General features: G+C 36.2%; 5 protein-coding genes. 2 read left to right on the top strand and 3 right to left on the bottom strand.

Translation table 11 applies throughout. From position 1 onward, the window contains the following. The first annotated feature begins 211 nt into the window (after positions 1–211). Positions 212–742, top strand: a complete 531-nt coding sequence (locus K5S59_RS22965) for a cysteine hydrolase family protein (protein WP_000589748.1) — start codon at positions 212–214, stop codon at positions 740–742. Between the two features lie 477 nt (positions 743–1,219). Continuing rightward, a complete protein-coding gene (locus K5S59_RS22960) occupies positions 1,220–16,252 on the top strand; it encodes a beta strand repeat-containing protein (protein ID WP_001123145.1) in 15,033 nt (5,010 codons plus the stop codon). Positions 16,253–16,579: 327 nt separating this feature from the next. Here the strand turns inward: K5S59_RS22960 and K5S59_RS22955 are convergent, their stop codons facing one another. From K5S59_RS22955 to K5S59_RS22945, 3 genes are all read right to left on the bottom strand, one after another. Further along, positions 16,580–17,740: a Ger(x)C family spore germination protein gene (locus K5S59_RS22955; protein WP_061531599.1), complete on the bottom strand. Its 1,161-nt coding sequence runs from the start codon at positions 17,738–17,740 to the stop codon at positions 16,580–16,582. 842 nt (positions 17,741–18,582) lie between these two features. Then, positions 18,583–19,737 (bottom strand): Ger(x)C family spore germination protein, encoded by a 1,155-nt coding sequence (locus K5S59_RS22950; RefSeq protein ID WP_000766211.1) that lies wholly within the window; start codon positions 19,735–19,737, stop codon positions 18,583–18,585. Then, on the bottom strand, positions 19,734–20,426 hold the full coding sequence (locus K5S59_RS22945) for a spore germination protein (protein WP_000290474.1): 693 nt from the start codon (positions 20,424–20,426) through the stop codon (positions 19,734–19,736). Before K5S59_RS22945 ends, K5S59_RS22950 begins: the two co-directional genes overlap by 4 nt. Between the last annotated feature and the right edge of the window lie 15 nt (positions 20,427–20,441).

Raw genomic sequence — 20,441 nt, 5'->3', positions numbered from 1 at the left:
TGTACGTGCGAAATTCACTACATTCAAACACCTCTAGGCTACATTAAGCAATACAAACTTTATTAATGTATTCATTTCTAGCTTGAAGATAAAAAAATTCATGATTCCACATATTTATATTCTCTATCCATTTTGGATACTTTAAAAATGGATACTTATTTTATACATATTTTACTTGTATGATTTTAATCAAAATGTGAGGTGGTCGTTTATGATAAAAGGCTATGCAGCATTGCTTATTATAGATGTACAAGTGGGTTCATTTAAAGAAGAAAGAATGCTATATAAAGGAATTGAATTATTAAAAAACATTCAATTGTTAATCCATAAAGCTCGTACTGTCCAAGCGCCTATTTTTTACATGAAGTTTAATGGGAAAACAGGATCTTTATTAGAGCATGGAAATCCGGAATGGGCAATTCATGAATCTGTAGCTCCACTATCTGAAGATATCGTTCTTGAAAAAAACCACCCTGATTCATTTCATGAAACAAGTCTTCAACAAGAATTGAATAAAAGGGACATCGAACACATTGTGATTACAGGCGTTCAGTCTGAAATATGTATAGATGCGACGTGTCGACGTGCATATAGCTTAGGGTATGATGTTACTCTTGTTGAAGATGGGCATAGTACATATGACACTACATTATTATCGGCATCCCAAATTATTAAGCATCATAACGATATAATAGGTGAATGGTTTGCTGATTTGAAAAAAGCTCAGATAATTGAATTTTAATTAATCTTGAATAGGTTTTTCTTGATAGATATAGTACGAATCATTTAAATTTAGCTAAGGTATTAATCCTGTTTCCTATTATTAAATATATGTTTTACTGTATGCGATAATGTAATAATTATATTCTAATAATTAAATGCCCCTTTTAGGGCTACAGACACACCGTTATTAAGTAACAAAAAGCTTATTTTTTTCATTTTGGGGTAATTCTAAATTCTTAAGTTGATGGGCATGTGGTGCTATCCAAAAGTCAAAATAAACAAAATAGAGGAACAAATGCAGTTTTATAAATCAATGTTTGTGTCCCTGGAGTTTCCTTTAATGTTAATATTAACTGATTTAAAAATAGCCCTTGTTACTATTAAATTCCTTCCAATGATTAAGGAAGGAATTTATAGTTCAATTATACATGTTCCTTTTGATTGTTTATATGCATATCGTATTTTGACCAAAACTATATGCAAATGAGGTGAAAAAATGCCCATTACGAATCGATTTTCTACCACTACTAACGGGGCACTTGCGATTACAGGGAACACACTAGGTTTAAGTAAAATTAGTAACCAAAACCGTGCTGGTACAATCGGGGCAATTGGTGCATTCGTAACTACGAATACCGCTTTACAAGTACCTACTTTTCCTGCTGGTACAACGTTAAACTATACACAAAATAGTTCTACCGCTGTATTAAATATCCCTGCTGGTAGTACGATTCTTTACGCAGAACTCGTTTGGGGTGGAAACTATTTATCTCGTGATCAAAACATTACGAGTGTTTTAGGAAACCCTGTTTCTTTTACTACACCTGTTTCAACATACCCAATTACCCCTTCGGCTGTTACAGCTTCAAATCAAACTTTCGTTTCTGGATCTGTCACATTTGGATTCTATACACGTTCTGCAGATGTAACATCTCTCGTTCAAGCTGCTGGATCTGGCTCTTATACAACTGGCTCTGTCCCTGGACTTGTTGATCCTTTAGATGCTTCTAATGGGGCTATCAATTCTTCTGGATGGACGCTCATTGTCGCTTATCAAAATGGGACATTGCCAGCAAGAAACTTAACCATTTATGTAGCGGGTAACCGTGTTTCTGCTGATACCGGTAGTGCAGATGTAGCTGTTTCAGGATTTTTAACACCTTCCGGAGGACCTGTAAGCGGACGATTATTTTTGAGTTCTACCGAAGGGGATGCTGATTTAATTGGGGATCAGGCTCTATTCGGACCAAATTTCAGTTCATTAAACGCTTTATCCGGACCAAATAATGCCATAAATAATTTCTTCGGTTCCCAAATTAATAATGCTGCAGGAAACTTAGATACAACAGGGACATTTGGAACGCGAAATCAAAGTGCTTCTTCAGGTACAAACATCTCTGCAGGAAGACAAGGCTGGGACATTACTTCCATTGATATTTCTCCCTATTTAACAAATTCTCAAGTATCTGCCGCAATCCGTTTAACAACTAACGGAGATGCATACATGTTAAATACAGTCGGTTTACAAATTAATATAAACTCACCTAATATACAAGCAACGAAAAGCGTGAATAAAAGTGTAGCTACAATTGGAGACATTCTCACTTATACAGTTACTATCCCTAATACCGGACTTCTTCCCGCCAATAACGTTATTTTGACAGACATTCTCCCTAATGGGACTTCCTTTATACCTGGCACTGTAATGGTAGATAACATACCACAAACAAATGCAAATCCTGCCGCTGGTATATCTCTTGGAACAATCAATAATGGTGCTTCTCGTACAGTAACTTTCCAAGCGACTGTCGTTTCTCTGCCAAATCCAAATCCGATTTCTAACACTGCTAATATTACATTTCAATATACACCAATCGCCGGTGGAACGACCTTTAACGGTCTTGCAACAAGCAACTCTGCTGGAACACAAGTTAACCTCGCAGATATTAATGGCACAAAATCAGTTAATAAACTTTTTACCGATATTGGTGAAACGCTAACTTACAGTATTGCCTTAGCTAATATAGGAAATATCGCTGCAACAAATGTTATATATACGGACCCGATTCCTAGCGGGACTACTTTCATTCCAGGGAGCGTAACTGTGAACGGAGTTACCCAAGCTGGCGCAAATCCCGCTACTGGTATATCAATTGGATCTATTGCTGCTAATTCTACGACTACGGTTTCATTTCAAGTATTCGTTCCTTCTATCCCGCAAACAAATCCCATATTAAATAGTGGTACAACAACTTATCAATACATTCCTGTGCCAAATCAACCGGCAGTAAGCGGGACTGATACGACGAATATTGTCTCCACTCAAGTGAATAATGCTACTGTAACAATGACGAAAGCAGTAGATAAAAATTTTGCAGATATTGGTGATATACTAACGTACACCGTTTCCTTTACAGGTACAGGTAATACGAATGCAAACAATGTTATTTTTACAGATGTCATTCCTACTGGAACAACTTTTGTTGTAAACAGTGTAACAATTGATGGCACGACACAAGTGGGCGCAAATCCCGCTAACGGTGTGAACATTGGATCCATCCCAACTGGTACAACAAAAAATGTTTCATTTCAAGTAGTAGTAAATACAATACCCGCGTCAAACGTCGTATTTAATGGATCAAGCGCTTCTTATCAATATACCGTCAACCCTAGCCAATCACCAGTTACAAAAAACATTTCTTCTAATCTCGTTTCCACTCAAATTAATAATGCGAATGTAACATTAACAAAATCAACTAACAAACAATTTGCCACAATTGGCGAAACGATAAGTTATACAATCCTTATTACAAACAGTGGAAATACAGCTGCAACTAACGTACAGCTAACAGATTCACTTCCAAATGGAACGATATTAACACCAGGTTCGGTAACACTCAACGGTGTTTTACAAAATGTAGATTCACTCGTTTTCGTACCTATTGGTACAATACCAGGAGGAGCTACTTTCACCTTATCCTTTCAAGTAACAGTCATCAATATTACGACCCAAAATCCTATCATTAATAACGCCTTCGCTTCTTATCTATATACTGTAAATCCAAGTTTGCCACCGACTTCAAAAACAGCAAATTCTAATTCTGTTACATCAACAATTAGACTAGCAAATCTCCATGCTAATAAATCTGTAGATAAAACGTTTGCGGAAGTTGGTGATGTATTAACTTACACCTTTGCTCTTACTAACGATGGAAATGTTGCAGCGAACAATGTATTACTATCTGATTCAATTGCGAATGGAACCGCTTTTGTCCCAAACAGCGTTATAGTTAACAGTGTTACTCAGCCAGGCGTTACACCAGCTAGCATCAATATTGGTAGCATCAATGCTAATACTACAATTACAGCTTCATTCCAAGTAGTAATCACTAGCATTCCAAATCCAAACCCTATTTCAAATAGCGCTTCCATCTCCTATAACTTTATCGTTGATCCAAACACTTCACCTGTAAGTAAGAACACTACTTCAACCACTACATTTACTCAAGTAAACGATGCAAATGTCATTTCAGCCAAAACAGTGGATCGAGCGTTCGCTACCGTAGGGGATATATTAACTTATACTGTTACTTTGACGAATGCAGGAAGTGTTTCTGCTGATAGCCCTACTTTCGTAGATACGAATCCAGACGGTACTACCTTTATTCCAAATACTTTTCTTATTAATGGTGTACTTCAAAATAACGCAGATCCAAATATAGGTGTTCCACTACCTTCCATTGCTGCTAATGGCTCACTTACTGTCTCTTATCAAGTAACCGTCACCTCTTTACCAACACAAAATCCAACATTAAATTCATCTAGTACACAGTATAGCTTTATTCTAAATCCGGGCGATCCACCAACTATAGAAACATCTGTAAGTAACACTGTAAGTACACAAATTAATTTAGCAAATGTAGTGATTGTCAAAGAAGTAGATTTAACTATCGCCGATGTCGGGCAACCAATCACATATACAATTTCTTTAGCTAATCTTGGCAATACTACAGCAAATAATGTTATTGTTACCGATATAATCCCTAATGGCTCCACTATCGTACCAAATAGTATTTTTATAGGTGGTACTTTACAACAAGGTGCAGACCCTAGTACCGGTCTTCAAGTCGGCTCCATTCCTTCAGGTGGTTTTACAACGATTGTTTTTCAAATAAGTGCAAATAGTTTACCTTCACCAAATCCAGTTCAAAATAGCGCTGCACTTCAATATAGCTTTATCGCAGATCCAAGTTTACCTGCCGTTGTCAGAAACGCTACTAGCAATATAGTAACGACGCAAATTAATACTGCTAATATTGTTGCCACAAAACTAACAAGTACAAATTTCGCTGATGTTGGCGCTGTCATAACGTATGCAACAATTTTAACAAATAACGGCAATATCCCTGCTTCTAACGTAACGTTTACAGATATCATTCCAGCTGGTACCATCTTCCTTCCTAATACTGTAACGATTAACGGTGTCCCTATAGCAAATGCAAACCCTGCTAATGGCATTTTAATTGGGACGATAGGAGCGAATTCATCACGTACTGTTGCATTCCAAGTTTCTGTACCAACTATTCCTAGTCCAAATCCGATTACGAATCAATCGAGCACTACATTCCAATACACATACGACGCATCCAAATCAGTTGTAACGCAGATGGTGGCCTCTAACACCGTACAGACAACTATTAATAACGCTACGATTGCCGCTGTAAAATCGGCAGATAAACACTTTGCTAACGTAAATGATATTATTACGTATACAACTACTTTAACGAATAACGGGAACACACTTGCATCAAATGTAATTTTTACAGATGTAATTCCAAACGGAACATCATTTATTCCTAATAGTGTAACAGTAAATGGCAATACACTTCCTAATACAAACCCAGCAAGTGGAATTGCAATTGATCCAATAAACCCTAATACAAGTGCAACAATCTCATTTCAAGTAATAGTAAATTCCATTCCTAGTCCAAATCCAATCCCGAACCAAAGCAATACAGCGTACCAATATGTCATAGATCCTAACTTACCTCCAGCGTCCGCCAATGCGTTAAGTAACGTAATAACAACTCAAATTAATAACGCTACAATCGTCGCTACGAAGTCAGTGAATACACCGACAGCTGCAATTGGGGATATCGTTACTTATACGATTGCAGTTACGAACACAGGGAATATCCCTGCTAGCGCTACAGTTTTAACAGATGGACTCGGTGCAGGCGCCTCATTTGTGCCAAACTCTGTAACTATCGATAATATTCCGCAGCCAGGGTTAGATCCATCACTTGGTATTCACTTAGCAGATATTCCCCCAGGAGATACTGTATTCATTACTTTTCAAGCACAAATTTTAGCGATACCACCTAGTGGCACATTAACAAATAATGCTCTTGTAAATTATGAATATACCGTAAATCCAAACCAATCACCCGCTGTTGGTAGTACAGTTACGAATACGACGGTTACGCCAATTATTGATGCAACTCTTTCTATAAATAAAACTGTCAATTCAAGATTTGCTACTATTGGAGATACACTGACTTTCACTGCTATCATTACTAATTCCGGTAATACTACCGCAAACAATGTTATTTTTACAGATGTAATTCCAAATGGTACATCATTTATTCCAAACAGTTTTACGGTAAATGGAACAACTATTCCTAATGCAAATCCACAAAATGGTATCAATATTGGCAACTTGAATTCAAATGCATCTGCTACACTCAGTTTTCAAGTAAACATTACATCACTCCCAAATCCGAATCCAATCCCAAACCAATCATCGCTTCAATATAGCTTTATTGTAGGTATAAATGAACCGCCAGTTTCACGAACAGTTCAATCTAATAAAACTTTTACACAAGTAAATACTGCTTCCGTTATCGCAACAAAAACTGCAAGCAGTGCATTTGCTGCTGTTGGAGATACAATTACGTATACAACTACCCTCACCAATAGCGGAAATACTACCGCAAACACACCTGTTTTTATCGATATATTACCACCTGAACTTTCATTCGTTCCTGATAGCGTACAAATTAATACCATCCCACAACTTGGATTTAGACCAGATAGCGGGATTTCTTTAGACTCAATTCCAGTTGGAGGAACGACAACAATTAGCTTTCAAGCTATCGTTGGCTCAATACCAGTTACAAATCCAACTTTGAACCAGTCTAGCACGACATACTCGATCATTGTTGATCCTACCCAGCCGCCGGTGACAGAAACAGCTACAAGTAATCCAACTTTAGTTCAAATTAACGAAGCGATTATTCAAGCAACGAAAAGTGTGGATCGACTATTTTCTGACGTAGCACCTGGAAATTCATTTTTAACGTATACTGTTTTATTGGAGAATATAGGAAACACAACTGCTACGAATATCATTTTTACAGATCCGATTCCAAATAATACAGTGTTTATAGCGGATAGCGTTCGAGTAGGCGGGGTTTTATTACCTGGGGTAAATCCAGCGAATGGGGTACCAATTGGGGATATTATTGCAGGAGATTTTACAAACATTACCTTCCGCGTGCAAGTAGTTAGCATTCCAAATCCAATTTTCACAATTGGACCTGGGGGGCCAAACTCACCAGTTGTAAATGGCGCTTCTATTGATTATCAATTTATGACAGGACCTAATTTACCACTCGTTTCAAGAAGTACGACATCCAATCCGGTTTCGACACAAATAAATTCCGGAGAAATTACACTTGTTAAATCTGTAGATAAAACTTTCGCAACAATTGGCGATACAATTTCTTATACGATTACATTAAGTAACCCTGGAAATGTTACTTCACAAAATATAATTTTCACAGATATTTTACCTGACGGAACGACATTCATATCTGGCACTCTTACAAACGATTCTGGTACACAGCAGATCGGAAATCCAGCTAACGGGATTCAGATTGGAAATATAAATCCAAACGGAACGGCTGTGATTACTCTCAACGTACTTGTTACAAATATTCCAAGTATAAATCCAATTTCTAATTCTAGTTCTGTACAATTTTCACATGTGGTCGACCCTAGCCAACCTTCCGTATCACAAATGAATGTATCTAATGCTGTTTCGACAACTATTAATAGTGCAATTTTAACAACCCAAAAAAGTGCTGATAAATCTATCGTTTCAGTTGGAGATACGATTACGTATACAACTACTATTACAAATACAGGAAATACAGCCGCTACGAATATTACTTTCACAAGCGCTATTCCAGCTAGCATTACCTTTATACCAAATTCATTCACGATAAATGGCGTTCAGCAGTCTGGTGCACAACCAGCACTGGGAGTAACTATACCAAATATCGCACCGGGTGAAACAGTAACTGTTACTTTCCAAGTAAATGTTATTTCTGTTCCCCCTTCAAATTCGATTATGGGTAATGACACAATTTTATATTCTTATACTGTCGATCCAAACGGAACTCCTATTACAACTTCTATTTCAACAAATATCGTTACAAACCCGGTACTAGATGCTATGATAACGATGGTGAAATCTGTAGATCAAACACTTGTAACACTAGGTGATACCATTACCTATACGACAATTTTAACGAATAGCGGTAATACAAACGCTACGAATATTACTTTCACTGACCTCATACCAGATGGTACGACGTTTATAACTGATAGCGTTACAATAGATGGCATCACACAAATCGGGCTCAACCCTAATACAGGTATTACAATTGGATTAATTGCTCCTAACAGCTCAATATCTATAGCATTTCAAGTTACCGCTACTTCTACACCAGCCCAAAATCCTATTGCCAATTCCGCTACTGCTTCTTACACATTTATCGCTGATCCTAATGCCCCTATTGTTTCAAGGACCGTTACTTCAAACACAGTGTTCACTACGATTAATACAGCTACCATTCTTTCATTAAAACAAGTCGATAAATCCTTTAGTCGTATTGGAGACACACTCACTTATACTGTCGCTTTAACAAACAATGGAAACTCATCTGCGCAAAATGTTATATTCACAGATACCGTACCGAGCGGAACAGCATTTATTGCAGACACATTTTCTATTAATGGAATTCTTCAAAGTGGTGCAAATCCAGTGAACGGTGTAAATATCGGAACTATAACAGCTGGGACTACAGTAACAATTTCGTTCCAAGTTACTGTAACGTCATTACCAACTGAAAACCCCATTGTAAATTTCTCATCAACATCGTACCAATTAGTCTCACCGCCTGATGCAGAAACTTCAATTAGCAATCCTGTTTCAACGCAAATTAAAGAAGCACTATTATCCATGACGAAAAATGAAAGTGTATCCTTTGCAGATATCGGGCAAACTGCTTTTTACACTACTTCTATTTCGAATATAGGAAATACAGATGCAACTAATATTGTATTCACAGATGTATTACCAAATGGAGTCACATTTGTTCCTAACACATTAACTGTCGATGGTGTTTTACAACCTGACGCGAATCCAAATACAGGTGTATTACTTGCAACACTTCCGCCTAATGAAATATATAGTATCGTCTTTCAAGTTACAGTGAACAGCATTCCCCCTATTAATCCAGCACCAAATACAGCATCAACAACATATGAGTTTACTGTTGATCCTGTTAATCCTCCAGTATTAAGTGCGGCTACTTCCAACACTACGCTTCTTCAAATAAACAACGCGAATATTATAAGTACAAAAACAACAGATCTTACTTTTGCGGATGTTGGTAATACAATAACATTTACACTTAACCTCCCGAATACAGGGAATGTGACTGCAACTGATGTTACCGTTATCGATACGCTTGATAGCAATTTAACTTTTGTTCCAAACAGTTTCACAGTTAATGGGCAAACCATTCCAAATGCTGATTTATCTACTGGTGTAAATATCGGTTCAATTAACGGTGGTACTGCAGCAATTATCACATTCCAAGCTACCGTTACAACCCTACCAATCAACAACCCTATTTCTAATTCAGCTCTTACCACTTATCGTTATATTGTTGATCCAGACCAGTCACCTATTACAACTTCCAATCAATCTAATACAACGACAACACAAATTAATAGTGCTATTCTTACTGCACAAAAAAATTCAAATGTGTCAACAGTAGATATTGGGCAAGATATCATCTACTCCGTTACAATTACAAATAGCGGAAATGTTAATGCAACGAATGTTATTTTTACCGACGTTATTCCAGACGGAACTTCCTTTGAACCAAATAGTTTTACACTTAATGGAACTATTATCGAAAATGCAAACACCATTACAGGTGTCCCAATTGGTGATATCGCGCCAAACGAATCTGCCATTGTAGAATTTCATATTACTTCAAATGAAATCCCGGCTATTAATCCAATTACGAATCAAGCTAGCGTTAGCTTTCAGCATATCGTTAATCCAGATAATCCTCCTGTTTCAAAAAACATTACTTCAAATAGTGTTATCACAACAATTGAAAGTGCTATTTTAACTACTACTAAAATCGGTGATAAAGCTTTTGCAACGATTGGTGATACAATTACGTATACAACTACAATTACGAATACTGGAAATATCCCTGCCAATAACGTTATTTTCTCAGACCCGATACCATCGTGGACACAATTTGTTGCCGGATCCGTTATTGTTGATGGCACTCCATTACCATCCACTTCTATTACCAGCGGTATTGGCATAAATACGATCATTCCAAATCAAACTGTAACAATCATATTCCAAGTTCAAATCGTAAGCAATCCATCAACATTCACACCTGAACTCCAAAACTTAGCATTTGTTAACTTCCAATATAACGTAGGCAATGCATTACAGGCTCAGCCTGGCAATGTGGAAACGAACGTCTTCGTTACTTCTATTCATTCAGCAATACTTTCAGCTGTAAAAACTGCTAGTACAGCCTTTGCGAATATTGGAGACACGATCACTTATACAGTTTTAATACAAAATAGCGGCAGTACAAACGCTACGAATGTAAATTTCTCAGACCTCATTCCAGCTGGAACGACCTTTATTGAAAATAGTTTTGCCGTAAATGGAAGTACCATTCCAGGTGCAAATCCAAATAACGGAGTTAATATCGGAACCGTTAGTACGAACAGTTCCTTAACCGTTACTTTCCAAGTCATAGTTACATCTACTCCGCCTTCAAACCCAATTACAAACGTTGCATCCGTTCAATACGAATTTCTTGTTGATCCGACTTCTCCTCCTGTTACAGGCACAATTACTTCTAATAGTGCTTCTACACAAATTAATAATGCTACTGTTACAACGGTTTTAGAAGCAAATCGAACAATTGTATCTATCGGAGATATAATTACGTATACAGCAACATTAACAAACACTGGAAACTTCCCTGCAAACTCGGTATTACTCATTAACGGTGTTCCTGAAGGGGCATTATTTGTTCCCAATAGTGTTACGCTTAACGGAATTTCACTTCCAGATGCAAGTCCAACTCTCGGTATTCCAGTTGGCATTATCGCACCAGGTGATTCTGCTACAATTACGTTCCAATTTCTTGCAAACTCTATTCCGCCACAAGGAGCAATTATAAATCAAGCACTTACAAGTTACACATATATTGTCGATCCAAGTCAACCTCCAGTTACAGCAACATCTTCATCTAATACGGTTAATACAGCTGTCGTTGATGCATCACTATCTGTAATTAAAAATACAGATTCCCTCGTACAGTCTACTGACGGTACAATCACTTACACTGTAGTCGTTCAAAATAACGGGAATACAACTGCAAATACAGTTACTTTAACAGATTTGGTCCCAGAGGGAACTGCATTTATTCCGGATAGTGTGACCATTAATGGTGTTTCAGCTCCAGGTACTGATCCAAACGTAGGGATCTCATTAAACTCCATTGCACCTTCGGAAATCGTCACCGTCACATTCCAAGTTATCGTTCAATCCATTCCAAGCGTGAATCCAATTTCTAATATAGCTCGTATTGACTATACTTTTATCGCTGATCCAACTGCTCCTATCATCTCTCGAACAATTACGTCTAATCCAGCTTTCACACAAATTTCGGATGCGAATGTTCTTTCTTTAAAAGCAGTCAATGCACAACAAGCAACAACAGGTGATATTTTGACCTATACGATAACGCTAGAAAATACCGGAAATATTCCAGCTACGAATCTCATATTTTCAGATACGCTTCCAGAAGGGACTACATTCGTAGACAATAGTTTTACACTTAACGGAACAACTATACTTGGTGCCAATCCAAATGTAGGTGTTACTTTGCCTAACCTAGCAGCAAACGCTACTCACCTTATTGCTTTCCAAGTTCTTATTAACGATCCATTCTCGCAACAATCGATTACAAATCAATCTAATACAACATATACAATTCAACCAGATCCAGGGCAACCGCCTATTACTGAAACATCTACAAGTAATATTGTCATTACAAATTTCGTGCAAGCACAATTAACAATTACAAAAACGTCCAATCCAATAACTGTAGATATTGGCGGAACTATACTTTATATTTCTGAAGTGAAAAATAGCGGCAATGTTGACGCAATAAATATTATTTTTACAGATTCGATTCCAGTTGGGACTACATTCGTTCTCGACAGTGTCACAATTAACGGTGTACTTCAGCCTGATGCAAATCCCGAAAACGGAATACCAATTGGAAAGATTCCACCAAACAGTTCCAAAACAATACTATTTCAAGTACAAACAAATAATCCACCTACTGAAACCGAAATTGTAAATCAATCTTCAGTAACTTACCAATATATAAGTATTCCTACAGCTCCACCAGTGAATCGCTCTGCAAATTCTAACATTGTTACAACATCACTTCAAAATGCGAATATTATTTCCGTTAAAAGCGCAGATGTAACTTTCGTCTCCATCGGGCAATTTATTACCTACACAAATACACTACAAAATATCGGAACGGTTCCAGCTAACAATACGGTGTTCATTGACAACATTCCAGAAGGGACAATATTCATTGAAGATAGCTTATCAATAAATAATGTCATTCAGCCTGGTACGAATCCTGAAAATGGAGTAACTCTCGGCACGATACAACCAGATGAAACAGTCACTATTTCATTCCAAGTACAACTTACAAATATACCTGAAGACAATACAGTCATTAACATCTCAGACACTTCATATGAATACCAAATTGACCCTAGTTCTCCAATTATTCAGCGTAGATCATTATCAAATACAGTAAACACGGAAGTCCGTACAGCAAATGTTAGTGCAATTAAATCTGCTAACAGATCCATTACACGCATCGGTCAAATTATCACATATACCATCGCAGTTACAAATGCTGGTACAGTACCTATTACAAATACTCTCCTAATTGACGCAATCGCTGCTGGCACCACATTCGTTCCAGATAGCATTCTTGTAGATGGCATACCAAGACCTAACGAAAATCCAAGTACCGGAATCTCACTTAATATTATCCTTCCAAACAATACAATTATCGTTACATTCCAAGTAAATGTAGACTCGATACCTTCTCAAAATAACATGAATAATATCGCCGTCATCCACTATGAGTATCAGCCAGACCAAAGCTTACCACCAATTTCAGAAACGACATCTTCCAATACTACAAATATACAATTTATTGATGCCATTCTTATCGCTACAAAATCCGCTAATACAGTATTAGCTAATATTGATGAAACTATTGAATATACAGTACTCATTCAAAATAACGGATCCACTACAACTAACTCCATCTTTTTTACTGATATTATAGAAGATGGAACAGTATTTATTTCGGGGAGTGTAACAGTTAACAACACTGTACTTCCTGCAGCAGATCCGAATATCGGCTTTTCCATCCCGAATATCACATCAGGTCAAGTAGCTACAATAACATTCCAAGTTTCGGTTACGAATTTACCTGCTGCAAACCCAACACCTAATACTGCAAACATCGTCTACGACTTTATTTTCAACCCTGACTTTGCACCAATTCAAAAATCGACTACTTCCAACACTACTTTCGTTCAAATTAATGATGCTGATATCGTTTCACTTAAAACTGTTGATTTGACTTCTGTAACAATTGGTGATGTTTTAACTTATACAACAACTTTAACAAATACAGGGAATACGGATGCTACTGCTCTTGTATTTACAGACAATATTCCTGGTGGAACAACCTTTATAGACGGTAGCGTTTTAGTAAATAACATTCCGCAGCTTAATGCCAATCCAAGTACCGGTATATTGTTAGGAACGATTGCTCCTAACATTTCTATCCCAGTCACATTTTCTGTTACTGTCGTAGCGCTTCCAGCTAGTGGTCGTATTCAAAATCAATCCACTTCTCGTTATACAATTAATAGCGAAGAACAAATATCAACTAGTAATATTACCTTCACTGAAGTTATTTCTGCTAATATAATTGCAACAAAAACAACGCCTATCCAATACGCTGACCTACAAACGATTATCCCTTACACTATTTCCATCACAAACAATGGGAATATACAAGTGGAAAATATTATCGTTACAGATATCATCCCAGCAAATACGAGCTTTATAGAGAATAGTGTTATTGTGAATGGAAGCGCTCGTCCAAATGATAATCCACTTAGCGGGATACAACTTGATAACATTCCGCCTAATACGACAGCAACTATTCTATTCCAAGTACGGGTTACTTCAATTCCGCAAACAAATCCAATCTCTAATACGAGTACAATTGAATACCAATACACGTTACCAAACCAGCCGCCTATTACCGAAACTATTATTTCATCAGCTGCCGTAACAACAATTAATCATGCGACTTTGAATAGTAATAAAACTGTTGACCTTGCATTTGCAACGGTTGGTGATGCGTTAACGTATACGATTACACTAAATCAAACCGGTAATGTTGCAGTAAATGATGTAATCATTCAAGATATTATTCCTCAAGGTACTACGTTTATAGAAAATAGCGTCATTGTAAACGGAGAAACTCTTCCAGGAGTGAATCCAGTAAGCGGCATACCAATTGGTACTATAATTGTAGATGGAGATGCTATCGTTTCATTCCAAGTAACTGTGACTACTATTCCAACACCAAATGAACTAAACAACAACGCAATTACTACTTTTAACTATATAGTCAACCCAAATAACGTACCCGTTACAAATACGACTACAACAAATACCGTCACAACTACTGTCCAAAATGATAATGTCATTGCCATAAAATCTGTTGATGTAACGAATGCCTTACCTGCTCAAACTTTAACGTATACAATTACGATTATGAATAGCGGTAATGTAACGATTGAAGACCTTCTTGTTATAGACACCATACCAATAGATACGACTTTTGTTGCTGGTAGTGTTACGATTAACGGAATCAATCAGCCTAATGAGAATCCGGAAAATGGTATTACGTTAGGAAATCTTGCTCATAATGACTCTGTCATTATTACGTTCCAAGTGACAATATCTTCTTCTACTCTTCAACCTACAATTAATAACGATGCTACTGTTTCCTATACCGTTATCATTGATCCAGATGAACCACCTATTACAATTACAAAGCAAACAAATACCGTTACAACAACATTAATCGAGCCAATAATTAACATTGAGAAAACAGCAGACAAATCTATCGTCGTTATAGGAGATGTTATTACATTCACATTAGAGGTATTTAATGATTCCACAATTCCGACAATTAGTACTTCTGTTATAGACACAATTCCAGCTGGTACAACATTTATAGAAAACAGCGTAACTATTAACGGTACTTCGGTTCCAAATGTTCGTCCAGACACTGGTATTAATATTGGTTCTTTATCTGCAGGTACAGTAGCAACTATAACATTTCAAGTCCTCGTAACTTCTATTCCTTCAAACAGTACAATTATAAATTCTGCAACAGTTACCGCTGCTTTTCAATTGACACCACAGGATCCAATTATTACTTTCATTGTTAATTCAAATATTGTTCGTATACCAGTTCAATTTATAACTACAACAGTCACGAAAAATGCTTCCGTCAGCTCAGCTTATTTAAATCAATATTTTGATTACACGGTACGCATTACAAATACTTCCAAAATTTCACTCTCAAATATTTCGTTACAAGATACTATTCCAGCAGGTTTACAATTTATAAACGGCACTGTCTTTATTAACGGTGAACGCTCTCCACTAGCGAATCCGAATATCGGTTTCCTAGTTGCCACTAATTTAGAGCCAAACGAAACAATTATCGTGTTATTCACAGTACAAGTAATAAGTCCACCTGTTAATAATGAGTTTAAAAATACGGCCAATATTTCGTTACAACTTCAAGTCTCGCCTACCGATCCACCAATTACAGTAACCGTTACAAGTAACGAGAACATCGTCACCTTTGTTCCAGAAAATCCAGATGAAACACTTCCAAATTTAAATTGCTTCTTTGACGGTGAACGCTTCATTCGCATTACTCCTCGAAATATAAGAAATTACCTTTGGGCTTGGATTTGGTGGCAGTAATTAAATAAAAAATAAAAAGCTTGTAATTTGGATGTTATCCAAATTACAAGCTTTTTTGACATGGTACCTCTAGTTACTTAATCTATTTCAAACCTCTGATAAAAAATTATTCAGTCAATTTTTTAGTTGAAAAGAAAATATTAAGAAAAGTAAAAGGTGAAATTGAAAGAAAAGTGTAAAAGCTTGTTCACTTATATAATTTATGTAAGAAATACAGGTAATGTATATGAAGCAATCGAAGTTATGAAAATAAAATATATAATACGGGGTATAGCTAGTATTGATATTTGGCAGCTAATATCTAATTCGGTAACCAATCAAATTAACTCATTTTACTTTCTTGGGTAAAGCTGAACCTGAATGTTCAATTATTGAATGAACATGAACATTAATTTGGGCATCACTAAAATAATTTTCGCCTTGATCCCAATTCTTACGTATTTTCTTCCATTTTTTATAATTATGCCGCTTATATACTTCTCCTAACGCTAATACATCTACCTTATATTTTTTTTGAACAAGCTTTATTGATTTTTGAATCCTTTGTTCCACCTCTTTTGAAATATCCTTCGTTAAGCGTTTTTCATTCATGAATTTTTTATGATCACTAAAATGCAACTCCGCTAAAGCACCTTCGAGAAATAGATGAATATCAAACTTCGGTTTTGTAGTATTTTCAGTAAATACCTGTATTTTTCGGTGTAGCTTATGAATTTCATATGTAATAAGCTGGTCCTTTTTACGTATGGTAAAATAACCTCCTAATTTTTCACCGATTATAAAGTTTATTCCCACTGTCTGTTCGCCGTTTAACATTCCAACACACTTGTTATCCTTCCCACGAAACAACGCAGCCCCATCCATTTCTATCCCCTGTTTTGTAGGTTTTAAGACAGGTAGTACAAAACTTCGGTTTGAAATTATCTTTTCCTGCACGTCACCAATTCTTGCTGCCTCAACCATCTGAGCATTTTTAGGAGGGTGTTCAGCTAGCATATCAATATACTGTGCCGGTAAATTTTCTGATTTTGCATTTTGTTTCAAGATTGCTTCTGCATTTTTCTCAGAAACAAATAGACGAATATTTCTTCTCATTTCATGATCTCGAATGTATACATCTAACGTATTTTGTAAAACATTTGGATTCGATAGTAATTCTTCAGAAAAAATGATTACTTGTATATGTGGAAAAAATAAAGTACGACTAATCTTTTTAGCGATTATTCGTATTTGTTCAAACACACTATCTCCTTTTGCACTCACATCAATATAATTATTCCCTGCGCCTTTTCCACCTTCTTGCGTTAACTTACTGGGAAGTACCATTTGATACGTCCCTTTCATAATTGGATTAGATTTCTTTTCCTTAACAATATCGTAAGCGGCACCTACTACAAAGCCTCTTTCTTCTATCTCCGCTAACTCAGAGCAACCGCTGATAGCCCCAGCTATAAGCGCAATTGTTATAACTTTAAAAAGACATTTCATTTCCACCATTCCTTCATTTTATCTTATATACAATAAAAATTAGTAAAGGCGCTAACACAATAAATCTCATATCAAATCACTTAAAATCCAAATAAGCCCACTGTGTGAAAAGAAAGTTTGGATAGCGATATCTCGAGGCATAGAAGATGCACCTATACATCACTGGTTGAAGATGCCACAAAAAACAAGTTCCCAACATCTAAGTTTTTCATCTCTATACTCAAATGATTTCAATTATTTTTGCTTCTCAAGATTCATTATAGAACCTTTATTTTTTTGATTAACTTAACAATTAATCTTCATGTAATTAAAAAGATAGATTATTGATTTTTATGAAAGGAAAAGATGTTTATGACACTACATGGACGTTCAGAATATTTACTGAAAGAATGAATGAAAAAATTACACTGTAAGAATAAATTTAATTTTGTGTTTTTTGAAGACAGCAGATGCAACGGACCTGAAGGTAGCTGTTTTAAGATGGGTGGTGAATTCGAACTTTTATTACAAAGAGCAGCTAAATTAGATCCCTTGTTTATTATTCATGGAGGAGACAAGGTTTATACAGTAGAAAAGAAATATGTATAACACTAAACAAAATCATTATCCCTAAAAACAAAATATACGGATTAAATAATTATAAAGTAGACTATTTAGAAAAATAATTATATCTTACCCGGCTTAATCCTATTTTAGCAATGCATGCGCAACCTAATATAGGGGTAGCGTCAGGAAAATGCGGATTTACAACGTTAAGGAATTCAATATAAAAAAGCCTAATTTCTCGGTGTTGCAAGAGCTTAGGCCTTTTTAAAAAACTATAAATACCGTTTGAATTAATATTAGGATCCATCTTGGTACTTCAACTTTCCGGAGTTAACTAAATTAACTTTAACTTTTAAATTCTTTATACTGTGTTCATTTAAGTAAAACGAGTCTGTTTTTACTTCTTCTTTCCATTTTCTTGGATTCTGACGGTATAATGATTCACCTAATTTGTAGATATCTGCATTTATTTCTATTCCTTTTTCAAAGGATTTTAGAATTTCTAATTTGATAATATCTTCAGTTTTTGTAATCAACTCTTTATCACTAATTTCCTTGATCTTCTCATTTATTCCAGCTTGAACTTCAACTCGAATATTAAAAAGTATGGGCTTACTACTCATAATAGGGGAAATTGTAATCTTAGGTTTCTCTATCACTACGGAAACAACAGCGCTATCATTCTCAATAATCCACACAGGAGATCGAACGTTTTTTTCATCCATCCATCTTAGACCGTTTAAATCAGTCTCAGAAAGCCATCCTTCTAGGCGATTATTCCTTACAAAGAACGCTCCATCATTTCTTAATAATGGTGCTTTTTTGGATTCTTCTTTCCAATTTTCTGTTGAAATTTTAAGTGATGGGATATAAGCAGTTTGCCCCATCGGATCACTATCTCTAATAAATTGATAAAATTGTTTAGGTTGTATGTAAGACCGTTGTTTATACCTTTCCTTTGGTTCATGGAGAATGGTAGACAACCCCGATAATGTAAAAAAGGCTTTTGTTTTAAGTATATCATCAATGGGTTCCTTTGTAGCGTATAAGAGAATATTATAGCGTATTTCTCGGTACCGATTAATAAAATCAATAGAGTCTTTAATATCTTGTCTGAGCAGTCTTTCGCTTAATATTATTGTAGATACATGTCCCCAAAAAAGTCTTTGTTGAGCATCCTTATATAATTGATTTAATGCTTCCGTAATGGTAAAACCTTCACCTCTTCCTATCCACACTGGTGGTTGTTTATCAGGTCTAGCCCCCTCTAACTTAGCAACGTTAGAAAAGTCAAGTAACTGAGCATAAGCTATATATTTTCCTTCTTTAAAATCTATACCAAGAGCTGCAACATAATAAATATCTTGAACTTCTTTAATATTCCAACATCCAGATAACATTGCACTAGTGATAAGCATCATAATTATTAGTTTTATTTTGTGCAGCTTCACTGTTTTCCTTCTCCTTCGTCCGTTTTAGAACTATCATTGGTTCGGAGATAATCAACTCTATGTCTATAACTTCTCCACGGTAAACGAAACAATCCCTTGAAAAAATCTGAACTAGATTTTGGGAAAACTAAAGCTAAGTAAGGGATTCCAAAGGAACGTAATCTTGAGATATAAAGAACGATTACGAATCCGGCAAGCATAAATCCATATAACCCCATCAAAATTGAACATAATAGTACAAACCCTCTGAGTATGGATACTGCTCCTGCTAATATTTGGTTTACTAAGGTATATCCCGCAATAGCAGATAAAGCAGTAATAACAATGACAGAAGGGGAGATAAAACCCGAACGGATTGCAGCATCCCCAATGATTAGTCCGCCTACCACTGAAAGGGTTTGACCAAGGGGGGAGGGTAATCTTTGACCGGCTTCACGGAACATCTCAAAAAGGAACAAAACAATTATAAGCTCAAGTGGTGCTGGAAATGGTAGACCTGATCTTGCAACAGTCACAGTCGCAAGAAGAGGGAAAGGAATTTGATCTTGGTGATAAGCAAGTAATGCCATCCAAAATCCGGGTAGGAAGACAGCTAAAAGAAATCCTATCCACCGATAAAAGCGTGCAAATGATACAGTTAGAAAATTAAAGTGGGAATCTTCTGCAGCTTTTATTAGGGGTACCGCCACATGCCCATCAACTTA

The organism is Bacillus sp. BML-BC051, from assembly GCF_019656175.1.
GTDB lineage: Bacteria > Bacillota > Bacilli > Bacillales > Bacillaceae_G > Bacillus_A > Bacillus_A mobilis.
This window is presented reverse-complemented; position numbering and strand designations above follow the sequence as displayed.